The organism is Marinococcus luteus, assembly GCF_034497705.1.
Lineage (GTDB): Bacteria > Bacillota > Bacilli > Bacillales > Marinococcaceae > Marinococcus > Marinococcus luteus_A.
The window spans coordinates 61,374-85,256 of record NZ_JAXRUV010000003.1 but is presented as its reverse complement, the minus strand read 5'-3'; the positions used below and the strand labels follow the sequence as shown (position 1 = coordinate 85,256).

The 23,883-nt window shown below is 48.1% G+C and carries 23 protein-coding genes, 1 other RNA gene and 1 other annotated feature (1 of these 25 cut by a window edge); of the genes, 5 read left to right on the top strand and 19 right to left on the bottom strand.

The window, feature by feature from the left end; genetic code table 11:
* Window positions 1-64: 64 nt before the first annotated feature.
* Window positions 65-262: a hypothetical protein gene (locus Q9M42_RS06670; RefSeq protein WP_322525728.1), complete on the bottom strand. Its 198-nt coding sequence runs from the start codon at window positions 260-262 to the stop codon at window positions 65-67.
* Window positions 263-350: 88 nt separating this feature from the next.
* On the opposite strand from Q9M42_RS06670, the gene Q9M42_RS06665 reads away from it, so the two are divergent.
* A complete protein-coding gene (locus Q9M42_RS06665) occupies window positions 351-968 on the top strand; it encodes an NUDIX hydrolase (RefSeq protein WP_322525727.1) in 618 nt (205 codons plus the stop codon).
* Window positions 969-984: 16 nt separating this feature from the next.
* Here Q9M42_RS06665 and mtnN read toward each other — a convergent pair whose 3' ends face one another.
* On the bottom strand, window positions 985-1,674 hold the full coding sequence (gene mtnN, locus Q9M42_RS06660; protein ID WP_322525726.1) for a 5'-methylthioadenosine/S-adenosylhomocysteine nucleosidase: 690 nt from the start codon (window positions 1,672-1,674) through the stop codon (window positions 985-987).
* Between the two features lie 80 nt (window positions 1,675-1,754).
* Here mtnN and Q9M42_RS06655 point away from each other — a divergent pair, with 80 nt between their 5' ends.
* The gene (locus Q9M42_RS06655) at window positions 1,755-1,970 is read left to right on the top strand and encodes a DUF2536 family protein (protein WP_322525725.1); all 216 of its coding nucleotides are present in this window, start codon (window positions 1,755-1,757) and stop codon (window positions 1,968-1,970) included.
* A 58-nt stretch (window positions 1,971-2,028) separates the two neighbouring features.
* On the opposite strand, the gene Q9M42_RS06650 is transcribed toward Q9M42_RS06655, so the two are convergent.
* From Q9M42_RS06650 to Q9M42_RS06595, 12 genes are all read right to left on the bottom strand, one after another.
* Window positions 2,029-2,847, bottom strand: a complete 819-nt coding sequence (locus Q9M42_RS06650; protein ID WP_322525724.1) for a YrrS family protein — start codon at window positions 2,845-2,847, stop codon at window positions 2,029-2,031.
* A gap of 184 nt (window positions 2,848-3,031) precedes the next feature.
* The gene (greA, locus tag Q9M42_RS06645; protein ID WP_298788016.1) at window positions 3,032-3,508 is read right to left on the bottom strand and encodes a transcription elongation factor GreA; all 477 of its coding nucleotides are present in this window, start codon (window positions 3,506-3,508) and stop codon (window positions 3,032-3,034) included.
* A gap of 60 nt (window positions 3,509-3,568) precedes the next feature.
* Window positions 3,569-4,276, bottom strand: a complete 708-nt coding sequence (locus Q9M42_RS06640) for an O-methyltransferase (protein WP_322525723.1) — start codon at window positions 4,274-4,276, stop codon at window positions 3,569-3,571.
* On the bottom strand, window positions 4,261-5,361 hold the full coding sequence (gene mltG, locus Q9M42_RS06635; RefSeq protein ID WP_322525722.1) for an endolytic transglycosylase MltG: 1,101 nt from the start codon (window positions 5,359-5,361) through the stop codon (window positions 4,261-4,263). The genes Q9M42_RS06640 and mltG overlap by 16 nt, the downstream gene beginning before the upstream one ends.
* Window positions 5,362-5,471: 110 nt before the next feature.
* The gene (locus Q9M42_RS06630; protein WP_091611995.1) at window positions 5,472-5,762 is read right to left on the bottom strand and encodes a DUF1292 domain-containing protein; all 291 of its coding nucleotides are present in this window, start codon (window positions 5,760-5,762) and stop codon (window positions 5,472-5,474) included.
* 17 nt (window positions 5,763-5,779) lie between these two features.
* Entirely contained in the window at window positions 5,780-6,205 is a 426-nt protein-coding gene (gene ruvX / locus Q9M42_RS06625) for a Holliday junction resolvase RuvX (protein ID WP_091611998.1), read from the bottom strand.
* Window positions 6,202-6,471, bottom strand: a complete 270-nt coding sequence (locus Q9M42_RS06620; RefSeq protein WP_322525937.1) for an IreB family regulatory phosphoprotein — start codon at window positions 6,469-6,471, stop codon at window positions 6,202-6,204. Before Q9M42_RS06620 ends, ruvX begins: the two co-directional genes overlap by 4 nt.
* A gap of 138 nt (window positions 6,472-6,609) precedes the next feature.
* Window positions 6,610-9,252 carry an alanine--tRNA ligase gene (gene alaS / locus Q9M42_RS06615; protein ID WP_322525721.1) on the bottom strand — a complete coding sequence of 881 codons (2,643 nt, stop codon included), beginning with the start codon at window positions 9,250-9,252 and terminating at the stop codon, window positions 6,610-6,612.
* 306 nt (window positions 9,253-9,558) lie between these two features.
* Entirely contained in the window at window positions 9,559-11,853 is a 2,295-nt protein-coding gene (gene recD2 / locus Q9M42_RS06610; protein WP_322525720.1) for an SF1B family DNA helicase RecD2, read from the bottom strand.
* Window positions 11,854-11,862: 9 nt separating this feature from the next.
* Window positions 11,863-12,525, bottom strand: coding sequence for a tetratricopeptide repeat protein (locus Q9M42_RS06605; RefSeq protein WP_322525719.1), 663 nt, complete (start codon window positions 12,523-12,525; stop codon window positions 11,863-11,865).
* A gap of 100 nt (window positions 12,526-12,625) precedes the next feature.
* The gene (gene mnmA / locus Q9M42_RS06600) at window positions 12,626-13,723 is read right to left on the bottom strand and encodes a tRNA 2-thiouridine(34) synthase MnmA (RefSeq protein ID WP_322525718.1); all 1,098 of its coding nucleotides are present in this window, start codon (window positions 13,721-13,723) and stop codon (window positions 12,626-12,628) included.
* Window positions 13,720-14,874 carry a cysteine desulfurase family protein gene (locus Q9M42_RS06595; protein WP_322525717.1) on the bottom strand — a complete coding sequence of 385 codons (1,155 nt, stop codon included), beginning with the start codon at window positions 14,872-14,874 and terminating at the stop codon, window positions 13,720-13,722. The genes mnmA and Q9M42_RS06595 overlap by 4 nt, the downstream gene beginning before the upstream one ends.
* Before the next feature lie 177 nt (window positions 14,875-15,051).
* Here Q9M42_RS06595 and Q9M42_RS06590 point away from each other — a divergent pair, with 177 nt between their 5' ends.
* Window positions 15,052-15,636, top strand: a complete 585-nt coding sequence (locus Q9M42_RS06590; RefSeq protein WP_322525716.1) for a hypothetical protein — start codon at window positions 15,052-15,054, stop codon at window positions 15,634-15,636.
* Window positions 15,637-15,764: 128 nt separating this feature from the next.
* Here Q9M42_RS06590 and cymR read toward each other — a convergent pair whose 3' ends face one another.
* A complete protein-coding gene (gene cymR, locus Q9M42_RS06585; protein ID WP_322525936.1) occupies window positions 15,765-16,184 on the bottom strand; it encodes a cysteine metabolism transcriptional regulator CymR in 420 nt (139 codons plus the stop codon).
* Between the two features lie 223 nt (window positions 16,185-16,407).
* On the opposite strand from cymR, the gene Q9M42_RS06580 reads away from it, so the two are divergent.
* Window positions 16,408-17,691, top strand: a complete 1,284-nt coding sequence (locus tag Q9M42_RS06580; protein ID WP_322525715.1) for a replication-associated recombination protein A — start codon at window positions 16,408-16,410, stop codon at window positions 17,689-17,691.
* A 66-nt stretch (window positions 17,692-17,757) separates the two neighbouring features.
* Here the strand turns inward: Q9M42_RS06580 and Q9M42_RS06575 are convergent, their stop codons facing one another.
* Both Q9M42_RS06575 and ssrS read right to left on the bottom strand, forming a co-directional pair.
* Window positions 17,758-19,941 carry an ATP-binding protein gene (locus Q9M42_RS06575; protein ID WP_322525714.1) on the bottom strand — a complete coding sequence of 728 codons (2,184 nt, stop codon included), beginning with the start codon at window positions 19,939-19,941 and terminating at the stop codon, window positions 17,758-17,760.
* Window positions 19,942-20,064: 123 nt separating this feature from the next.
* Window positions 20,065-20,247, bottom strand: a non-coding RNA gene (gene ssrS, locus Q9M42_RS06570) — 6S RNA.
* Window positions 20,248-20,344: 97 nt separating this feature from the next.
* Here ssrS and Q9M42_RS06565 point away from each other — a divergent pair.
* The gene (locus tag Q9M42_RS06565) at window positions 20,345-20,641 is read left to right on the top strand and encodes a hypothetical protein (RefSeq protein WP_322525713.1); all 297 of its coding nucleotides are present in this window, start codon (window positions 20,345-20,347) and stop codon (window positions 20,639-20,641) included.
* Between the two features lie 4 nt (window positions 20,642-20,645).
* Here the strand turns inward: Q9M42_RS06565 and aspS are convergent, their stop codons facing one another.
* Window positions 20,646-22,433, bottom strand: coding sequence for an aspartate--tRNA ligase (aspS, locus tag Q9M42_RS06560; RefSeq protein WP_322525712.1), 1,788 nt, complete (start codon window positions 22,431-22,433; stop codon window positions 20,646-20,648).
* A complete protein-coding gene (gene hisS, locus Q9M42_RS06555; RefSeq protein ID WP_322525711.1) occupies window positions 22,430-23,713 on the bottom strand; it encodes a histidine--tRNA ligase in 1,284 nt (427 codons plus the stop codon). Before hisS ends, aspS begins: the two co-directional genes overlap by 4 nt.
* A 60-nt stretch (window positions 23,714-23,773) precedes the next feature.
* Window positions 23,774-23,883, bottom strand: a binding site (T-box leader) (it continues 116 nt past the right edge of the window).

The window sequence follows — 23,883 nt, the reverse complement described above, 5'->3', positions numbered from 1 at the left end:
ACAGTGCAGCATAAAATGATCCCGCTTCAGTAGAAGCGGGATTTCATTTACACGCCGGTCAGCGTCATCCATCTTTGTCTTCACTGCCGGAGCGCTTCTTAGTATGGTGTTTTTTTCTGTTTTCTTCTTCTTCGTATTTCATATCTGCCAGCGGAATTGGATCTTCACTGCTCGTTGGCGGCTCTTCTTTCCCCGGCTTTTTATCCGGTTCCTGATTTTTTTCTTTTTTTACTTTATTTTTAAGACGTTCTGATTCTGACATCTTTATCCCTCCTGTAATATAGTACCTGTGAATATATATACCACGTTCGAGAGAAGAAAAAACAACGATACCCCAGAAGGAGGATACTATGAACAACGCCCGCTATTGGAAGAATAGAATTCGCACCCGTTCCGCTGCTATAATGGGCGAAGAGAATATGCGAAAAGCAGCGGTAGTAGTACCCCTGCTTCCATTGAACGATGAATATCATTTAATGTTTGAGCGCAGAGCATGGTCGCTGCAGTCCCAGCCGGGAGAAATATGTTTTCCGGGCGGAAAAATCGATGCCTCCGATCCTACTCCTCTTGCTGCAGGCCTTCGCGAATTCGAAGAAGAAACCGGCATTCCGTCTCAAGCGATGGATGTATGGGGAGCTTTGGACGTTGTTGTCCAGCCATTTCAACGAATAGTCTACCCTTACATTGGAGAAGTTGACTACGCTGGTGATTTTTCCCCTAATACGTCTGAGGTGGATGAACTGTTCACCGTGCCGCTTGATTTCTTTTTAAAGAACGAACCCGAAAAGCATAATGTTTACATGGGCATGCGTTTTTCAGACACGTTCCCTACTTCATTAATACCAAATGAAGAAACGTACCGTACAAACACTACAACGCTTCCCCAGTTTGTTTATCACTATGGGGATGTTGTTATTTGGGGACTGACGGCACAAATTATCCGCCACACCGTATCTCTTCTTCGTTAACCGCCCTCCGGTGGATCTATGCCTGTGCCAGAAGAGCAATCACCATGTCAGCTGACTGCTTCGAAGCATGCTTTAAAAATTCCTCGTAGGACTGCTTTGCTTCTTTACCTGCAATATCGCTGAGCGAACGGATAACTACAAATGGGCAGGAAAACCGATAGCATACCTGGGCAATTGCCCCTGCCTCCATTTCCGCACACTGCGGTTCGTCAAAGTGAGCTTTTAAAGCGTCCACTTGCTCCGTCTTACTCATAAACGAGTCTCCGGACAAAATCAATCCCGTCCGCGTGTTCAGGTCCACCTGCAAAGCGGCGGCTTCTGCTTTCTCTATCCATTCACGGCTTGCAGGATAAGCTGCTGGCATATTTGGCACCTGCCCGAATTCATATCCGAACACTGTCGCATCCACGTCGTTATAACGAACCTCTGTGGATATCACCACATCGCCAACAGAAAGGTCCGGGTTGAATCCTCCGGCTGAGCCTGTGTTAATTACAGCTTCAGGCTTATACAGTCCGATTAAAAGCGAGGTGGCGATAGCTGCATTCACTTTTCCAATACCCGACTGCAAAAGAATGACCTCATGGCCGTTTAAGCGCCCAAAAGAAAAAAAACAGCCGCCGGTTTCCTTTTCTTCTATGTCTTCCATTAAGCTTTTTAAATATTCCACTTCTTCTTCCATTGCTCCAATAATGCCTAAACGCATTGGCGGACCCACCTTTATCATTTACAATTATAATTACTGGTAAAACTACCCTGTACATTATAACGCAAAGGAGAATACATATGTCCTTAAACCTGCAAACAATCCGGGACAAGGTCGAATTTTTTGAATCGTCCTCCCTTGAACAGCTTGAAGCAGATATTCAAAAAAAGATCGAACAAAACGAAGCTCTGATGCTCGGGGTTCATCACGTGCAGCACCATGTTCACACCCGTTCAGAGAACGGGCGTTCAATTTACACCGCTGTCGTTCATTTCCGCGCTGTCCCTACCCCTTAATTTCATCAGAATAATATAAAGAAAACCGGCCTCCATCATATTGGAAGCCGGTCATTTATTAGTTGTAGGGATTGCTGTCGAGACGTTCAACGCTTGTTGGTTTCCAGCCTTCGCCGTCTACCCACTCCATGCGTACTTCGTATGGATTTTCACTGTTGGCGTCTTCACTGATAACTGCTCTTGCAGTATCCTGCGAGCCACCGTTTTCGAGTCTCCAGAGCACCGTGCTGTTGCCTTCTGTTGCTCTCAGCCCGGTGGCAGCCTCTACAGCATTCTCCATTTCTTCCCAGTTCTGGCCGCCTTCACTGAAGTCAGCTGTAAAGTTTTCCTGTTCAGTGCCTACCGGTTCGTATTCTCCGTCTTCCTGATTTGTTTCCGTTTCAGCGCTTTCGCTGCCTTCTGATTCAGAAGTACCGCTGTTTTCTTCTTCTGAAGAGTCTTCACCCGTAGTGGTTTCCTCCGAAGAGTCATCTTCGGCTTCTTCGTTTGAAGAAGCTGCCGGATCTTCTTCTGTAGAGGAATCGGACTCAGAGGAAGAATCAGATTCAGAGGTTTCTTCTGCTTCTTCTGAAGTTTCTTCTTCTGTACCTTCTTCATCTGCATTATTTTCCGAAGTTTCTTCTGTAGAAGAAGTGTCCGGATTGTCCTCCGGTCCGCTTTCATTCTGCTCTTCTTCGGTATTAGTTGAATCTGCCATCTCTTCCCCGTTATCTTCAGCCTGTTCATTATTATTGTTAAAAAACAATAACAGAATACCAAAGAACAGAATAAGCACTGCTACAATTCCAATAGCAGCATTTAAAACATTATTCATCCGCTTTTTTCTTTTCTTTTGAAAGCGCGAGCCGGAGTCGTCGTTATAATTGTTGTTCGACATCTTATGATTCACCTGCCCCTATCGTATGTATTGCTTTGTAGTACAAAAACACGCCCTGCTGAGAGAACGTAACATGTTTTATCATAAAGGAAATTTTTCCGGAAAACGAGGGAATATAGACCTATGATTTACATCCTCAAAAGCAGGGCGCCATGCTTAAGTTTTCATTACTGTTGAACGGCTTTTAGGCGATTTCAATAATCTCGACTTCAATGTCGCCGCCCGGTGTCGAAACCGTCACCTGTTCACCAATCTGGCGTCCGAGCAGGCTTTGGGCCATCGGCGAATCGTTGGAAATTTTTCCTTCAAGCGGATCAGACTCTGCACTTCCGACAATAGTGTAGCTTTCTTCATCACCGTTTGGCAGTTCTTTAAACCGTACTGACTTTCCGAGCGACACCACGGAGTTATTACTTGTGTCTTCTTCAATGATAGCCGCATTTTTAAGCATCTGCTCAATCTGGCTTACACGTCCTTCTACAAAGGCCTGCTCATCCTTGGCAGCATCATACTCCGAGTTTTCAGACAAATCGCCAAAGCTTCTTGCAATTTTTATACGCTCTACGACTTCCTGGCGCCGCTCCGTTTTTAAATATTCCAGTTCCTCTTCAAGCTTCTTTCTGCCTTCTTCTGTCATAAAATGCTGTTTTTCTTCTGGCATATTTTCACTCCTCTATTCAGTATAAAAATGTATCATATATTGGCTCGTTTTTATAGTATTTTACGTTATACTAACGGTTGCTTCCGAAAGCCGGGCACTTACTGCGACGCCGTCACCGACCGGAAAAATATTGGTGCGAAAGTCTTTTCTTTCCACGAGCCAGCGGTTGTACGCCCGAATTTTTTTCACCATCGGCTGTAATCGTTCAGGGACCTCTGCTTCCGGGTCAGCGACCAAGCCGCGGAATAATACGTTATCACTAATAATAAGCCCCCCCGGGGCCAGCAGCTGCTCACACAACTGAAAATACTGCTGATACTGGCCTTTGGAAGCGTCTATAAATACCGCATCAAACGCCGTTTTGTCTGAAAATTCTTCCTGCAGGTTTAAAGCATCGCCAAGCACAAACGTAGTTTGCTGCTGCCACGGGCTTTTAGACCGGTAATATGCCGCACGCCTGTAGCGTTCTTCATCTTTTTCCACCGATACTATAGACGTTTCGGGAAGGGCAGCTGCCATTCGCAAAGCAGAATAACCAATCGCCGTGCCAATCTCCAGAACCGATTCCGGTCTTTTTAAATGAAGAATTTCGATCATAAACTGCAGTGCCTCTTCCTCCATGATCGGTACACGGTCGCGTTTTGCTTCTTCAATCATTTCTTCAAACCACGGCGGCGGCCCGATACCCAACTCTTTCCGGTACTCATTAAAGTGGTTGTTTATGTCCGGCATTCTTTCGCCCGCTTTCTTAGCTATTGATTCTCCCATTCGCTTTCATACCTTCTCTGGGTGCGTGTATGCTGCTCGTACGTTTCATTGTAAATAACTTCTCCGTTCGGGCGGGCATAAAAATATAAAGCCTCCGTATTTTCAGGATTCAAAGCTGCCTCGATCGACTGCAGGCCCGGGCTTGCAATCGGACCAGGCGGCAGTCCCCTGTTCCGGTAGGTGTTGTACGGCGAAGTCACCTGCAGGTCGTTGAAGGAAGTACGAAGCCTGTGTTCACCGAGAGCATATGCCACCGTAGGGTCCATCTCAAGACGCATATTATTCCCAAGCCGGTTTTCAATCACTCCGGCAATCGGAGCCCGGTCTTCTGGTCGTCCGGCCTCCCGTTCTACAATAGAAGCAATGGTCCATATTTCACGGGCGGTCCACGGACTGTTGGTGATTTGATTCGAAAATTCTACCATAGTTTCGTTTGTTCGTTCAATCATATCCTTCACTACTGCTTCGGGACTCGGGGAGTCACCATAATATTCATACGTCTCTGGGGATAAATAACCTTCCAGTGTGTAGCGCACGCCATTTTCGTTATTTGACTCCCTGATAAATGAATAAGATTCACTCAGGGAGCGAATGAACGCGTCATCTGTGACGGTTTCCATAAACTTTTCTTCTGAAAAATCAGCATTTTTCGCACTGATTCGTGCTATCTGCTCCAAAGACCGGCCTTCCGGAATAGTGATGGAAACTACCGGTTCCTGTGCCTGCTGCCCGGCTTCAAGTGTACGAGCAATTTCTCCGGCACTCATCGAAGCAGAAAGCCGGTATGTACCGGCTTTCAGACTGTCTGGCCGTAAGTAACTGTAGTATTGAAACACCACAGAATTCTTAATCAGCTGCCGTTTTTCCAAATATTCAGCCGCAGCTTCCGTGGAGGTTCCCTGTTCAATAACAACGGTCTGTTTTTCCCGGTCATTTTCCGCCGCCGGAAAAAGCATGTACAGCACATATATGAGAGCTGCAGCGGCACTCATCAGAAATATAATCCCCAGGAAATAAAGGGCCGCCTTTCCTTTTTTCTTTTTAGAGTTGCGGCGCCCGGCATATGAATATATGAGCGTTTTCATGAATGGATGTTCTCCTCTTAACTGCCTCACTTAGCTGCAGGGCAGGTATAATAATAAAGAAAAACACCGGAAGAAGATCCGGTGTGCTTCCTTTACGGTTAGAACAGGTTCTACTCCATCTCGTTAGCACTGTAAGTGTTCACCATTTCTTCGACCATTTCCCATTCTTCGTCAGATTCGATTGGGAAAAGGTTTATATCCGACTCGTCCCCTTCGCCTTCTTCCTCGTAGCGGAAAGCAAAAACCTCCACTTCGTCATTGTCGGCTTCACTTGATGGAACCACTACAATGTAGGACTGCTCACTCTCATCCGCGTCGAATGTAAACAAGATGTCAAATAAATGTTCATTGCCGTCCTCATCGGGTATGACAATTCTTTCTTTTTCTTCTTCTTCAGCCATTTTATTTCACCTCTTTACTATAAGTTTGATTGATGGTCCAAATAACTCTGCAAAATCATCACAGCTGCCATTTTGTCTACGACTTTTTTGCGCTTTTTTCTGCTGACATCTGCTTGTAACAGTGTGCGTTCTGCCGCCTTCGTTGTCAATCGTTCATCATACATGGCTACAGGCAGTGAGGAAAATTCTTCAAGGTTCTCTGCGAATGCCTGACATTCTTTCCCCCTGCCCCCAATCGTCCCGTCCATATTTTTAGGAAGACCGACCACAAGCTGCTCGATTTCATTTTCTTTAACCAGCTCAAGAATACGCGGAAAAGCTTCGTCCGGCTCTGTCGTTTTTAAATGAATCGTTTCTACACCCTGGGCGGTCCAGCCCAGCGCGTCGGAGATGGCAATCCCGATTCTTTTTTTTCCGACATCGATACCAAGCGCTCTTTTCACGAGGATGATTGGTGGTCCTTCAAATAGTGTCGAATTAATTCTTCGATTAATTCATCCCGCTCGAGCTGTCGGATGATCGTTCTTGCTTCTTTATGACGGGGGATATAGGCTGGATCGCCTGAAAGCAAATATCCCACGATTTGGTTGATTGGATTATACCCTTTTTCCTCAAGCGCTTCATACACACTAAGCAGAACTTCTTCGGCCTTAGGGTCGGAAGAATCTTCTTCTCGGTTAAAACGTACAGTCCGGTCGTTCGTATCCAATTCCTCCACCTCCTCAGATGACTTTTCATGAAATGTCATTTCATAAAAAGCAGAAGGGAGGAGAAGCTCCCTTCCTATACTGCAGTAATTAATACGATTACTGTATAGACGATTATATTGTACATGAGATAGGGGTATTTAGGAAAGGGTTAAGATAAAGTTCTTCGCTTCTTCTAATGCTTCTCCAAGCTTCTCAGGCTGTTTCCCTCCTGCCTGAGCCATATCCGGGCGGCCGCCTCCGCCGCCTCCGCATACTTCCGCTGCTTTTTTCACAATGTCCCCTGCTTTGTACCGTTCAGTCAGATCTTTCGTTACTCCGGCAATAAGCTGTACTTTTTCCCCTTCCGATGTTCCAAGCACGACAATACCGCTTCCAAGCTTCTGTTTGAGTTCATCTACTGTCTGCCGCAGTGTATCTTTATCTGCTCCTGGAAGTTCTTTGGCAATCACCGGAATACCATTTATTTCTTCTGCCGCGTCTGCAAGATCCCCGGCTTCAAGATTACTCAGCTTCTGCGACAGCGATTCATTTTCCTTTTGAAGGCTTCTGATCTGCTCCTGCAGAGCTTCTGCACGCTGCGGGATATCTTCGATGGCACGGGCCCGGACGATGCTTCCTGTTTCTTCAAGCAGCTGCATTCTGCTTTCAAAGTATTCATACGCATACTGGCCGGTAACAGCTTCGATGCGTCGGGTACCAGCGCCAATTCCGGATTCTCCTGTAATCTTGAACACCCCGACTTCGGAGGTGCTGCCGACATGGCAGCCGCCGCACAGTTCAATACTGTAGTCGCCGATCTGGACTACGCGCACTCTTTCCCCGTATTTTTCACCAAATAATGCAGTGGCTCCCATCTGCTTCGCTTCATTGATTCCTTTTTCTTCAATCAGCACCGACACGTTGGACCACACTTTTTCGTTTACAAGGTACTCGATCCGCTTTATTTCCTCCTCAGTGACCTGTCCGAAATGGGAAAAGTCAAAACGGAGGCGGTTATCTGTCACAATCGACCCTGCCTGATTGACATGCTCACCCAGCACATCTTTAAGGGCCTGATGCAGCAGGTGAGTTGCCGTATGGTTTTTAATGATGCTTCTTCGAGTATTTTCTTCGATGGACGCTCTTACATGCATCCCCTTGCGAAGCGAGCCTTTTTCAATTCGTACCGTATGAAGATGCTGGCCGTTCGGAGCTTTCTGGACATCTTCCACTACTGCTTGCATTTCCGCTGCTTCATTTACGATCGTGCCGCGGTCTGCCACCTGGCCGCCGCTTTCCGCATAAAACGGGGTTTTTTCCAGGATAAGCTGCACCTGTTCCCCGGCGCCGACTGTATCCACGAGTTCTTTATTGTGAATCAGCATCTGAACGCTTGTTTCTACGTCAAAATGCTCGTAGCCGACGAACGTACTCTCTGTATCGATATCGGTCAGAAGTGAGTCCTGAGTCTGCATCGAACCACTATCTTTTCTCGCCGCACGCGCCCGGCTCCGCTGGGCTTCCATTTCCACTTCGAACTCTTCATTGTCTACCGCGAAACCTTCGTCTACTACGTATTCCGCCGTTAAGTCAGGTGGGAATCCATACGTATCATACAGGCGGAAAACATCTTTACCGGAAATGACTGTTTCCCCTTCGTTACGGGCTTTTTCTGTCACCTGCCTCAGCATTTTCAGCCCGTCAGTGAGCGTTTCATGAAAACGTTCTTCTTCGGTTTTTACCACACGTTCAATAAAGGATTGCTTTTCACGGACTTCTGGATAATAGTCTTCCATAATTTCGCCCACGACCCCTATCAGCCTGTGCATGAACGGCTCCTCCTGACCGAGCCAGCCGGCATAACGTACCGCACGGCGGAGCAGACGGCGCAGAATGTAACCACGCCCTTCATTGGATGGAAGTGCCCCATCCCCGATGGAGAAGCTGACAGTCCGGACGTGATCGGCAATCAGACGAAAAGCAATATCCTGCTCTTCATTTTCCCCGTACGTTCTTCCGGATACTTCTTCTACCTTCCGGATTATTGGCCGGAAAAGATCGGTATCAAAATTTGTCGGTACGTCCTGAACGAGGGTGACGAGCCGTTCAAGCCCCATGCCGGTATCAATGTTTTTCTTCGGAAGCGGGGTGTACGTATCATCGGCGTTATGATTAAACTGCGAAAATACGAGGTTCCATACCTCTAAATAACGCTCATTTTCTCCCCCCGGATACATCTCCGGATCCCGGGGGTCATCCCCCCAGCTGTCTCCACGGTCATAAAAGATTTCCGTATTTGGCCCACTCGGTCCCTGGCCGATATCCCAGAAGTTTTCTTCGAGACGGATAACCCGTTCCTCCGGAAGGCCGATAATTTCTCTCCAGTACTGGTACGCTTCGTCATCCTCGGGATGAACGGTAACCGACAGCCTATTTTCATCAAAGCCTATCCAACGCTCAGACGTTAAAAATTCCCATGCCCATTCGATAGCTTCTTTTTTAAAATAGTCGCCAATCGAGAAATTACCGAGCATTTCAAAAAATGTATGATGGCGCGTCGTTCTTCCAACATTTTCAATATCGTTTGTCCGGATGGACTTTTGGGCATTCGCAAGCCTCGGATTTTCAGGAATCACCCGTCCATCAAAGTATTTTTTCATCGTAGCTACCCCGCTGTTGATCCATAAAAGCGTCGGATCCTCATGCGGAACGAGCGAGGCGCTCGGCTCAATTGAATGTCCTTTTTCCTCAAAAAAGTCCAAAAAGCGCCGCCGGACTTCAGTAGATGTTAATGCTGGCATTATTGATCAGCCTCCCGTGAATTTTTTCATTTCGTATAAATCACATTAAAAAAACCCGCCCCTGAAAACAGGGACGAGTGTGCTCGCGTTACCACCCTGGTTGCCGCATATAAACACGGCCAACTCAGCACCCGTAACGTGGATGATCCGACAGGGTTTTCCTGCACTCCGGAGCAGCGTTCGGGCGGGTTGTTCTCCGGCAGTTTCAGCCGCTGCTGCCGGTCTCTGTGAGAATATATCCACCGTACTCGTTCCATCACTGTTTTTGTTATTCTGTTTCAGTTATATAGGAAACCGTATTTTCTGTCAAGCCTGCTCCTCCGGATCTTCCTCCCGGTTCTTCAGGCGTGCCCGAAGATGCGAATAGCGTTCATTTTTCGACTCCTGCTTTACAGCATACATAAATGCTTCTTTTTCCCCACAGAGAATTAAATAGTCCTTTGCCCGTGTTATCGCTGTGTACAATAAATTACGGCGCAGCATCCGCCGGTAGGACATCAGCATCGGTACGACTACGATGGGAAATTCACTTCCCTGCGCCTTGTGAATAGAAGTGCAATAGGCAAGAGTGATTTGTTTAAGGTCCTGGCGCGTGTAGCTGACTTCCTTTTCATCAAAGGAAAAAACAATCTGCATTTCTTTATCAACAGTTTCTTTTGCTTCAAAGACCGTTTCGAGTACCCCTTTATCCCCGTTATATATACCTTCTTCGCCGTTGTTTACAAGCTGAAGAACGATATCATCCTTCTGATAAACAGCGTCCCCGAAGGTTACACTTCGTTTTTGAGGTGTCCGGGGGTTAAACATTTCCTGCAGCCGTTCATTCAAGGCGTGAATCCCTGCCTCTCCCCGGTACATCGGGGCAAGCACCTGAATGTCCATCGGATCGTAGCCTTTGCGAATAGCACCGGCACACGTTTTCTCCACTACATCGGCCACCTGAGCTTTCGTGCACGGGAAAAACCGCCGGTCTTCAAACGGCTGTTCAAAATCGTCCGGCAGTCCCCCCTCCTTCATCGCGTGGGCCAGCTCTACAATCGAGGACTGATTCGTCTGCCTGTACACCACCGACAAGCTCACGGTCGGAATAGTACCGGCTTCAAGTAAATCTCCAAGCACCTGGCCCGGTCCTACCGAAGGAAGCTGATCCTCATCCCCAACGAACACGACCTTCATTCCTTTCGGGACCGCACGGATCAGCTGATTGGCGAGCCACATGTCCACCATCGATACTTCATCGACAATCAGCAGTTCCCCTTCGAGAGGCTCATACTCATCCTTTTCAAAAAGCTCGTTTTCTCCTTCTCCGCTAAACCCGAGCAGCTTATGAATCGTCACCGCCCGCAGGCCGGTCGACTCCTTCATCCGCTTCGCCGCCCGGCCGGTCGGGGCAGCAAGCAGTACTGGGAAGGGCTTCTTGCCTGAATATTCGGAAGGGTCCAGAGAAACATCATAGAGCGAGGCGTAAACTTCCACAATAGCCCGGATGATCGTGGTTTTTCCGGTCCCCGGTCCGCCTGTAAGCAGCATTACCGGCTCTTCCATCGCCGTCTGTATCGCTTCCTTCTGCTGTTCGGCATACTCAATATCAAACTTTTCTTCCACTTCTCCGAGAGCCTGCAGCAGATCCGCCTGGGAATATTCTTTTTCTTCCGCTTCTTCCTGCAGCTTATGCACCCTGCCTGCAAACCCTTTTTCAGCAAAATACAAAGAAGCAATATAAACACGATCGTCGTCAATCTGCACTCGTTCTTCGTTTACAAGCTCCTGCAGGACAAGCTTCAGCTCCTGCTGATCGATGGTAACGGCAGGGTCTGCAAGCAGCTGCTCCGCACTGTCAAGCAGCTGCTGCTTCGGGATATACACATGCCCGTCCTGCATCGTCCGTTCATACAGTTCAAACAGCACTCCCGCCTTCAGACGGCTTGGGTCATTTTTTTGAATGCCGGTGTTTTCCCCGAGCCGGTCCGCTTTTGTAAATCCGACCCCGTCCACGTCCCAGACGAGCTGGTAGGGATCATGCTGAATAATATCGAGGGTCCGCTCACGGTACTGGTTGTATATTTTCACGCCAAGATCCGTACCGAACCCGTAGCGTACGAGAAGCGTCATCGCATGCTCCATGCCCTGATTTTCGAGCATGGCGGTGCGGATTTGTCTGCGTTTCTCTTCATTAAGTCCGGGAATTTTTTCGAGGGCTTCCGGTCGTTCGAGAACCTCATCAATTACCCTGGCCCCAAAGCGGTCGACCAATTTTTCTGCTGTTTTTGGCCCGATGTAAGGGAACCGGTCACTCGATAAATAGTCAATTAACGCTGAGCGTTCGGTCGGTATTTCCTTTTGATAAGAGATGACCTGATACTGGGTGCCAAACCGCGGATGCTGTTTAATCTCGCCGTTAAAACGATACCGTTCATTTGCTTCCACCGTCGGAAGAATGCCGACGATGGTCGTTGTGCTTTCTTCAAAAGCAGGTATCGATTCTTTAATTTTTACTTTCGCTACTGTGTAGCCGTTTTCTTCATTCCGAAATATAACGTGCTGCACCGTTCCGAGGACGTAGGGCTCGAGCAATTCCTGTTCACCGTGTCCGTTCTCCATAGCGCAACCTCACTTTTCGCTGAGCAGCTGTTGAACCTGCTGTCTGCCGTTCTCTGCCAAAGCGTGTTCAGGCTCTGCTTCAAGTGCTTTCTCGAAGAAGCTGAGCGCTTCTTCCACCCGTTCATTAAACAGAGCAGCCACTCCCAGATTATAGTGGGCATCAGCATGGTCCGGATCCTGCTCCACCACTTTTTTAAATTCTGCTTCCGCCTGGTCGACTTCCTCCTGCTGGGCAAGCGACAGTGCGTAATAATATCTGGCTTCGGCATCCGATTCATCGAGCTCCACGGAGCGCTTGAAGTTAGCAATCGCATACGGAAGACGGTCGGACTGCAGGTAGCTCAGCCCGAGCATGAAAAACAGACTCGAGTCTTCAAGCCCCTGCTGCTGGGCTCCTTTATACATCGTAATGGCCTCAGCGTACTCTTCGCGGTTATATAATACGTTGCCAGCCCCGTAGTAGGCTGTGGCTGCTGTTTCATCTATCTGCAGTGCTTTCGTGAAAAAACGGATGGCTTTATCATCTTCCCCAGCTTCGGCGAGAAGGTTACCAAAGTTTATGTACGCGACAGGGTCATTCGGCTCCGCTTCCATCTGCTCATTCAAAAGCCTTGCCGCTTCTTCAAAATCCCCGTTTTGTAAATGCTCCATTGCCTGCTGATTTTTATCCATACTATCATCCTTTTCAAGTCTTGTTTCTGTATTATTTCACGTTCCCGGGTGATTGAAAAGCCTTACCGGCAAACAGTAAGAACCAAGAAAAAGGAAAACGTTACGTTGCAACGCTTTCCTTCATCATCGCTTCTTCTATTGTTGCACCTCCAAGACATACATCCCCGTCATAAAAGACTACAGCCTGTCCCGGAGTAACCGCCCGCTGCGGTTCATCAAACTCTACGAGCAGTTCTCCATTTGTTTTTTGATGGACGGTAACGCCCTGGTCTTTCTGGCGGTACCGGAATTTCGCAGTGCAGGAAAATGGAAAAACTTCCGGCTCATGAATCCAGTTAGGTTCAGAGGCAGTCAGCTGCTCGGAATACAATCGCTTATGATTGCCGCCCTGCCCGACAATCAAAACGTTACGTTCCATGTCTTTGTCCACGACAAACCATGGTTCACCGGAGCCGCCGATACCAAGCCCCTGGCGCTGGCCGAGCGTGTAGTACATCAAACCATCGTGGCGGCCCTTCACTTCTCCTTCAGGACTTTCCATATTACCTGGCTGGGCTGGAAGGTACTCCTGCAGGAAATCCTTGAAATTCCGCTCTCCAATAAAGCAGATTCCAGTGCTGTCTTTTTTCCCAGCCGTTTCAAGATCCCGCTCCTCCGCCATTTTCCGTACTTCAGACTTATCATACTCTCCGAGTGGAAACAGCACGCGGCTCAGCTGCTCTTCGCTTAACTGATTTAAAAAATACGTCTGGTCCTTGTTGTTGTCCACTCCGCGCAGAAGATACGTCCCGCTTTCGGTGTGTTCGACACGTGCGTAGTGCCCGGTCGCGACGTAATCTGCCCCGAGATTAAACGCGTGGTCAATAAAAGCTCGAAACTTAATTTCTTTGTTGCACATCACGTCAGGATTCGGGGTACGGCCGGCTTTGTATTCTTCCAGAAAGTACGTAAAGACCCGGTCCCAGTATTCTTTTTCAAAATTCACAGCGTAGTAGGGGATATCCAATTGGTTGCATACCGCAATTACGTCTTCATAGTCTTCCGTTGCCGTACACATCCCCGACTCATCTGTGTCATCCCAATTTTTCATAAAAATACCGATCACTTCATAGCCCTGCTCTTTTAATAGAGCGGCCGTAACGGAGGAGTCCACTCCCCCGGACATTCCTACAACAATCCGTGTATCTTCACTGGTCATTTCAAAGCCTCCTTTTTCTCCATTTTCCGGCATATTTTCACTGCCGTGTGCGCCGCGGTTTTCATATCTTCCACGGTGTTTCCATACCCAAAGCTGAACCGGACAGATTCATAGATACGTGCGTCTTTGCCGTACATTGCTTCAAGGACGTGAGACGGTTCTACAGTCCCAGCCGTGCATGCCGACCCGCTTGAAACAGCTACACCTTCCATATCCATCTGCACAAGAAATGATTCGAGCTGAATTCCAGGGAAATACACATTTACAATATGCGGACTTTTTTCTGCATACTCGCCGTTAATTTGATAAAAGATCCCGCTGCGGTCAATCTCGGCTAAAAATGCCGCCCTGAGCGATTCGAGCTCCTGCCGGCGTTTCTCCAGACTGTTCATCTGCAGCTCAGCAGCTTTGGCGAAGCCTTCGACGGCAGCGACATTTTCCGTGCCTGCCCGACGTTTTCTTTCCTGTTCCCCGCCCGTTAATTCCGGACGAATTTTGGTGCCCTGACGAACGAATAAACCTCCTGCTCCTGCAGGACCGTTAATTTTATGGGCCGTCATTGTTGCCATCGTCACCGGTGTTTCCTTCACGTCAAACAGCAGCTGTCCGTAAGCCTGCACCATATCGGTATGGAAGGCAATACCTTTTTCCGAAAGCTTTTCAGCAGCTTCATGGACCGGCTGTACCACTCCTGTTTCATTGTTTATATACATTAATGAAACCAGTACCGTCTCCTCAGTCACTGCTGCCATAATTTTTTCCGCCGAAACGATGCCCTGCTCATCGGGATGGACGTATGTGACCTGAAATCCTTCTTTCTCAAGCGCCTGGGCCGTATGCAATACAGCATGGTGCTCAATGGCACTTGTTACCAGGTGGTTCCCTTTCTCCTGGTTGGCGTGCATAAAACCGCGGAGCGCCAGATTATTGCTCTCTGTGCCTCCGCTCGTCCATACGATCTCTTTCGGACTTGCATTTATGGAGGACGCCACCGTACGGCGGGCCCCGTCGAGTCTTTTTCTGGCCCTCCGCCCGTACTCGTGGACACTCGAAGAGTTTCCAGGCGGCTTTTTCATGGAATCGATCATAGCTTCTGCCACTTCTGGATGAAGCGGCGTCGTGGCTGCATGATCTGCGTAAATAGCAGGCATATTTCTTCTCCTCCTAATGGAGTTATTTCATATAATCGGAATAACATTATTTTTTACATTAACAAATAGGAGTTTTTTTGTCTATTTCCTTGCCTATGCTTTCGTTTCCCGTGTAATATGTATTTTGTTTCCTATTATTTTATGAAAGTGCGGGATGTGTGAGTGAAAAATGTTTGGATGCTCCGGCCTTTACCTAACGGCACCAACCAGCTGCATAATTTTTTGGAATATGACTTTATCGCTATTGGCTATCCTATTGGCAAATCCCTGAATGGCCTCAGCTACGAAAAGGTCAAAAAGGAACTAGCCCGCTTTGATATGGATGAAGGCGCCACGAATGTGTATAATTTTATTTCCCAGATGAAGATAGACGACCTCGTGATTGTGCCGGACGACAATAACCGTGACGTATATTTCTGCACAGTCACCTCGCAGTATATTTATGTGCCAAACGTTGATAATCAGAAAAAGGGCCTCGGCTATCCCCATCAGAAGACCGTCAGCTGGTTTTTCAACAAAGAGCCGCTTAACCGTAATGATTTCAGTAAAGAGCTGCAGGCCTCCCTGCGCTCGCCAAAAACTATCACAGACTTAACCCATCACCTCGATGTGCTGAATGAAATCATATTTGATGTAGCGTTTATCAGCGGCGGCGTTCTGAAAGGAAAAGCGATTGAAACGGTCAGGGAGATGCTTGAAGATCATCAAACAGTCGATACCAGGCTCCGGGCGGCTGAGCTTGCGCTTAAATACGATCTTTAACCCTGCCGGAAGCATTTTACATTGCAATAAAAAATCATCCAGTCACCCATTCTAAAATATGCTCATAAAAATCTCCATGCTCTTACGCAGCATGGAGATTTCGTATATATACGCTCGGGCTTCAGAGCTTAAATATAAAACATATAATTTTCCTGTTCTTCGTCGCCCTGATACTCCGCCAGATAATCAAGCGTAGTACTGTCGAGGACGTCCTTCACAGCATCCCGGATTTTCAGCCACAGGTCCCGTTTAGCCGGCTCTTCGTCATCGAGGACCTCGACCGGGCTGATTGGGCCCTCAAGGACACGTATAATATCACCCGCCGTGATTTCGGCCGGTTCTTTAGAAAGCATATAGCCGCCGTAGGCCCCCCTGACGCTTTTAACGAGGCTTGCGTTTCGAAGCGGAGCAATCAGCTGCTCCAAATAATGCTCGGAAAGATTATGATCCCGTGCGATGGATTTCAGGGATGTAGGGCCGCTCCCATGCTTTCTCGCAAGCGCCATCATAATCGTCAATCCGTATCTGCCTTTAGTTGAAATTTTCAATGCCATCATCCCTTCCTGTCAGGCCTGTGAGTACCTGTTACATCTTCAATGATCCTGCGTTGATTGGTTAGTTGCTTTGTCATTTGGCTGTCCAGCTTCTAATGCTGATAAAAACAGTTGGAATTAATGTCAGTATATCATACCTGCAGTCTGCTGTTCATCCTCATATAAGAGAAAACGTGATACAATTTCAACGTGAACTGTTTACGAAAGGAGAAACTACATGTCATCCAAACAGCCTCTTGCCTACCGGATGCGTCCTGGCTCTATCGAAGAAGTCGCCGGTCAGGAGCATATTCTCGGGGAAGGCAAAATGATTGCTCGTATGGTGGAAACAAAGAAACTTTCCTCCATGATTTTATACGGGCCCCCGGGCACAGGAAAAACATCGATTGCCTCTGCCATCGCAGGAAGTACAGATATTGCCTATAAAAAAATGAACGCCGTTATGAACAATAAAAAGGATATGGAACTCGCCGTGCAGGAAGCCAAAATGTCAGACCAGCTGATTGTCATTATGGATGAAGTGCATCGGCTTGATAAAACAAAACAGGATTTTCTGCTTCCCTACCTTGAGAGCGGATTAATTATCATGATTGGAGCCACTACTGCCAATCCCTACCATGCTATTAACCCGGCAATACGCAGCCGCACACATATATTTGAGGTGCTGCCTCTTTCCATACCAGAAATGAAGCAGCTAATCGAACGTAGTCTCCGTGATACGCAGAATGGGATGGGCGCGTACCGGACAGAAATAACCACGGAGGCACAAACGCATCTGGCTGAAGCTGGCGGCGGCGATGTGCGTGCTGCGCTTAACGCGCTTGAGCTTGCCGTACTCAGCACGAAGCCGGACGATGACGGCATCATTCGCCTTACTCAGAGTGTCGCTGAGGAGTGCATTCAACAGAAGCGTTTCACTCATGATAAAGATGGCGACCACCACTACGATGTACTTTCCGCCTTTCAAAAATCCATTCGGGGCAGTGATCCTGATGCCGCGCTCCATTACCTCGCCCGTTTAATTGAAGCAGGGGACTTAATCAGCATCGGCCGCCGGCTTATCGTCACCGCCTATGAGGACATCGGGCTGGCCAACCCCCAGGCCGGTCCGAGAGCTCTTGCTGCTGTTGAAGCTGCCGAACGGCTGGGTTTTCCGGAAGGAAGAATACCGCTCGCAGATGCCGTTATAGAGCTCTGCCTCTCCCCTAAATCAAACAGCGCTTATAAAGCGCTTGACGCAGCACGGGAGGCGATGCTGAAAGCAGGCACGCCGGGCGTTCCCTCGCACCTTCGGGATTCCCATTACAAAGGGGCCGGGGCTCTTGGCCGCGGCAACGAGTATGAGTACCCGCATAATGACGAACGGGGATGGGTGCCGCAGCAGTACCTGCCGGACAAGCTTAAAAACGAGCAGTATTACGAACCGAAAAACAACAGCAAATTTGAAAAAGCGCTGGCGGACGTGTACCGTCAAATCAAACCCGCAAAGAAGAAAACATAAGCCACCTGCGATGCTGCCTGTCAAAACGGGGTTTACACAAAAAAGACGCCTTAAGTGGAGGCGTCTTTAATTTGCATTTTGGCTGTCACTGCTCATCGTTTCTCCGGCCAGGTGTGCCGGGAGTCGCACGTTAAATTCGGTTCCGTTGCCAGGAGCGGAATCGACCTCCAGCGTCCCTTTGAAATCCTCCACAATTTGAAACACGGTCATCAGCCCGAGACCAGTTCCATTTGATTTGGTCGTATAAAAAGGATTTCCGATTTTCTGCAGCTGCTCTTCACTCATACCGCTCCCAGTATCCTTTATTTTCACTTCATAATACGGCTCTTCGGTCCAGTGCATGGATGTTTCCACCCGCAGCACGCCTCCCTCCGGCATCGCTTCCAGACCGTTTTTGATCAGATTCACAAACACCTGGGATAATTTCTTTCGATCTCCGATTATTTCCGGAAGATCATCAAAATTCGTATAAATGAATGTTTTGTTTTTTACAGCCTGCTGACTGTACAGCTCGAGCAGTTCTTCAAGCAGACTATTTACCTGAATACCGTCTTCATCTCCGGAGCTTGTAGGTCTGGCAAGACCAAGCAGATCCTCCACAATGCTATTCATTCGGTCAATTTCATTCAGTACTAAATCGTAATGCTGAATATCCTTTTCTTTCTTTGCCGACTGGCGGAACAGCTGCACGAACCCTTTAATAGTTGTGAGTGGATTCCTGATTTCATGTGCAAAGCCTGCAGACAGCTGCCCTACCATTTTCAGCTTTTCGCTTCGGACAAGCTCATTTTCCATGTCTTTCTTTTCAGTAATATCGTTAAATATAAGTACAATGCCCTCAGAGGACTCCCGGGCGTCCATGGGAGGGAGAATGGTCATGTTCACTAGAAAGGTACGTTTTTTCCCGTTGATAGGCGCTTCGATTTCTTTCATCTCAAGCTGCATGTCATTCAGACGGTGTGCTTCTATTTCCCGGGCGAACATGCGGAAGTCTTCAGATTTTTCCATTACCTGCTGCACGGAGTGGCCAAGCGCTTCTTTCCGGTCAATTCCAAACAGCTTTTCGCACATCGCGTTGAACGTAGTAATATTCGTAAAATCTCTGGAGACAGCTATTACTCCATTATCTGTCGTTTCCAGAATCATCGTGGACTGGCGGTGCCCCCGCTCTCTTTCTTCAAGCTGCTCTGACATATGATTAAATGTTTTAGTCAGCACATCCACTTCTTCATAAGCGTTGGTCTGCAGCGGAAACACCTTTTTGCCTATTGCAAAACGGCTTGTCGCTTCTGCAAGGCGCTCGACAGGATGCACGATATATTTGGACAGCTTAAAAACGGCAAACACCGTAATGATTAAAACAATGCTGAAAACAAACAAGTAGCTATATACGAGCTGCCGGAGATTCGCATAGAATCCGCTTTTGGGCACCGTATAGCCGACGTACCATTCATTTGCCAGGCTCCCTACATTCTCCACCGGCGTAACTACGGAAACATCATTTCCGTGCTCAATCAGCTGATCCTCCTTCCCTGCGATCAGTTCTTCAATAGAATTTTCTTCCATTCCCTGCTCTTCAAGAAAGCTTTCCTCGAGCACATAGCCCGAGTTCGGGTATGCAATATACTCCCCTTCATTATTAACGACAAAGGCCTGCCCGGAAAAACGTTCATGCTCGCCCATTTTATTCAGGCGCTGCCAGAGCACTTCCCACAGCGCATTTTCATTAATCGAGGGAGAAATGACAGCCATCACATTTCCTGCATCATTTTCCACCGGTCCTGCGAGAGGAATAATTGGCTGCTTTAAAATTGGATCTATAAACGCTTCTTCAAGCGTTGGATTGCCCTCCCGTGCCTTCTGGTACCATACTCGGTCGGAGACGTTTTTGCCTATCACTTCATCCCGGGTGGACGTAACAATATCTCCATTCGTATCTATGTAAACAATACCCATATATAAACTTTCCGCGTCCACCATTTGTTCAAGCTCGTTTCGTATATCGGAAGGCTCTGCATTCTCATCCTGCAAAACAGGATTCATCGTCATCATGTCCAGGTCGTTCATTCGTTCCGAAAGAACGCTCTCCATCGTTAATGACAGATTATTGGATAACGAAAATAAAGAACCCTCAAGCTGGGATTCCATTTCTGAACGCTGGGATTCGAACAAAACCACCCCAAAGATTAACAGCGGAAGCGCTGTTATGATCAAGGTGATTACCAGAAGCTTAGAACGGAGTTTTCTCAATGTATGTTCACCTGCGTTTCTCTTACTGCCATAACAGTTCATTAGTTTCGCCGGGTTTATGTAAAAAACCTCCGGTGCACTATTCACGCGCCGGAGGATGCATAACAATTTAAATAAAACAGGAAGAGTCCCAATGTGCCGTCAAACGAACTTGTTTTTGAACCTGCTCATGGCAGGTGGGTGCCTTGCTTGTTCGTTCATACTTCCCCAAACATTGAGGCTTGTAATCCAGAACAAGACGACAGGCTCCCAATGTGAATGTGTTGGCTCAAAACGATCAGTGCTTCACGAACACCTCAGGACTCTTCACATTGTTTGATTATATATTAGCACTTTCGTATAATTCGGTCAAGAACGTTACTACAACATTCTAAGGTGCACAGAGCCTTAAAAGGAGCCGATGATGACAGAAACATTAGCCAGGCTTAATGCAACGTATACAGAACACGTAATTGAGGATTTTCAGAAAAAAAGGGTCCCTGTGGAAATTCCCCTTTGCTTAAAAGAAGATCAAATCTCTTACGGCCACGATCAGGAAATTTCTTATCCTCTCAAGGAAGTGCTCGACGTTTCCTACCGCTATGAACCTGGAAAAATAGGTTTTCTTTACATTCACACGATTCAGGGCATCCGCACTTTTCAGATTAATTCAGACCCCGGTGCTTTTGTTGAGCAGTTTCATCAGCTTGACCATTTATAGCTTTTTATTCGTCTGCATCTTCTTTTTCAAACACATCGAGCTTAAGATGCAGTTCATCAAGCTGTCTGCTGCTGACTTTCCCAGGCGCCTGAGTCAATGGATCAGTTGCGCTCGCCGTTTTCGGGAAGGCGATCGTATCTCTCAGATTATTTCTGCCTGCGAGGATCATAACAATCCGGTCAAGGCCAAACGCTATGCCGCCGTGTGGCGGTGCACCGTAATCAAAGGCTTCCATAAGAAAATCGAACTGTTCTTTCGCCTCTTCTTTATTAAATCCAAGAGCCGTAAACATTCTTTCCTGCAGATCTTTTTCATAAATACGCTGCGATCCCCCGCCAATTTCATAACCATTCAACACGAGGTCGTAAGCCTCCGCTCTGATATCTTCCGGCTTTTTTTCAAGCAGGTGGGTATCGCCCTCCACTGGCCGTGTAAACGGATGGTGCATCGCTACATAGCGGTCTTCGTCCTTGTTATACTCCATCAGCGGAAATTCTGTAACCCAAAGGAAATTAAAGGTGCTGCGGTCAATCATGTCGAGCTCTTTTCCGAATTTTAGGCGCAGAGCGCCAAGAGAATCCCATACCACCTGGTGGCTGTCTGCTCCAAAGAACAGCAGGTCTTCTGCTTCTGCTCCCATCGCTTCCCGGAGCGATACTGTTTCTTCATCGCTTAAGAATTTCGCAACCGGGCCTTTCAGTTCATTTTCCTCTACCTTCAGCCAGGCGAGCCCTTTCGCCCCGTATGCAGCCACAAATTCTGCCAGATCGTCAATTTCCTTCCGTGACATCTGGTTAGCCACACCTTTGACGTTCAGCCCTTTAATGATGCCTCCCGAAGCCGCAGCATTTTTAAATACTTTAAAATCACTGTCCTTTAAAACATCGGTCAGCTCTACAAGCTCCATGCCAAATCTTGTTTCCGGCTTGTCGGATCCGTACCGGTTCATCGCTTCATAATACGTCATACGCGGGAATGGTGTTTCAATGTCGACCCCGCGCGTTTCCTTCAACAGCCCGGCCATCATTGTTTCCATCATGGAGAAAAGGTCCTCTGTCTCCAAAAAGGCTGTTTCAATGTCCACCTGGGTAAATTCTGGCTGCCGGTCAGCCCGCAGGTCCTCGTCCCGGAAACAACGTACAATCTGGTAATAACGCTCAAATCCCGAGACCATTAAAAGCTGTTTAAACAGCTGCGGGGACTGTGGCAGAGCATAAAATTCCCCGGGGTGGACCCGGCTTGGCACCAGATAGTCTCGTGCACCCTCAGGCGTGCTTTTGGTGAGCATCGGTGTTTCCATATCGAAAAAATCACGGTCATCGAGAAAACGGCGGATAAACTTGGTTGTCTGATGCCGGAGTTTGAACGTCTCCTGCATATCCGGCCGCCGAAGATCAAGGTAGCGGTAGCGGAGCCGGACATCTTCAGAAACATTAGTATCTGCTTCAATTTGAAACGGCAGTGGCTTTGAGGCATTCATAATTGAAAGCTTATCAACCCGGACTTCCACCTTTCCGGTCGGAATTTTTTCATTGTACGTTTCTTCATCGCGCTGTACGACAATTCCTTCTACATCGAGCACGTATTCACTGCGGACCCTTTCCGCTGCGTTCAGTGCCTCCTGGGACTGTTCCGGAGTCGCTACTACCTGCACGATCCCCGAACGGTCCCTGAGATCAATAAATACCACCTGGCCCAAATCCCGGCGGGTCTGGGCCCAGCCCTTCAATCGTACTTTTTCGCCTATCAGTGCTTCCTGAATGTCTCCGCAATGATGCGTCCGTCCTATCATTGTGCTTTCCTCCCTGTACGTTCCTGCATAGTAGTAATAAATGCCGACAGCGGCACTTCTTCCTGCGTGCCGGTTTCCATATTTTTAATGTTAACTGCTTCTGCTTCCAGCTCATCGTCGCCAATGACAACGGTGAAGGTACTGTTCGTACGGTCCGCGGCTTTAAACTGGGCTTTTGTTTTACGGTCCATGTAATCCTTATCGGCTTTGATGCCTGCCCTCCGGAGCTCGTGCACCAGGGAAACGGAGCGCTTTTTGGCTTCCTCCCCCATTGCCACAATGTAGCAGTCCAGGTTTTTTTCTGCCGGCAGCTCTACGTTCTGGGTATTGAGCGCCATCAGCAGACGCTCGATGCTAAGCGCAAAGCCGATGCCAGGCGTGTCCGGGCCGCCAATATCCTCGATCAGCCCATTGTAACGGCCACCGCCCATAAGCGTTGTAATCGCACCAAAGCCTTCTCCCTCAATCATAATTTCGAAGGCCGTGTGGGTGTAATAATCAAGACCGCGTACAAGGTTCGCATCCACCTCGTAAGGAATGCCCATTTCATCAAGCATTGTTTTCACCTGGTTGAAATAGCTGCTTGACTCTTCATTTAAGTGATCAAGAATAGAAGGCGCATCCGCCATCAGCGGGTGGTCTTTATCCTTTTTGCAGTCCAGAATCCGGAGCGGATTGGTGTGCAGGCGCTCCTGGCAGTCACTGCAGAATTCTCCGATACGGGGCTCAAAATGAGAAACAAGCGCCGCGCGGTGAGCCGCCCGGCTCTCCTTGTCCCCCAGGCTATTGACAACCAGCTTAAGGCCCTTGAGATTCATTTCTTCATAAAACTGCATGGCAAGACCGATAACTTCTGCATCAATCGCAGGATCCGCACTTCCGATTGCTTCCACGCCGAATTGCACAAACTGCCTCATGCGCCCGGACTGCGGACGCTCATAGCGGAACATCGGCCCAGTGTAATACAGTTTGACCGGTTGTCCGGGCCAGCCATACATTTTGTTTTCTACGTAGGAACGCACGATGGAAGCCGTATTTTCCGGGCGGAGTGTGAGCTGTCTTCCGCCTTTGTCTTCGAACGTATACATTTCCTTTTGTACAATATCCGTGGAGTCCCCCACTCCCCGTGCAAACAGCTCGGTTTGTTCAAAAACAGGGGTTCTTATTTCACTGTAGTTGAACCGGCTGCAGATATCGTCTATTTTTTGTTCAATAAACTGCCATTTTTCCGACTCACCCGGCAGTATATCCTGGGTCCCTCTTGGAATTCGATAAGCCATGCTCTTTCCTCCCTTAATATGTTCAGTCTTTCCACATAAAAAAACCGTCCCTCATGAATCATGAGGGACGGTTAATCCGCGTTGCCACCCTAATTGAAACGACACTCGTTTCCACTTTATGCCTGTAACGAAGGCGTACGTTTATTCCTACCGGCTGCTCGTCAGCATTC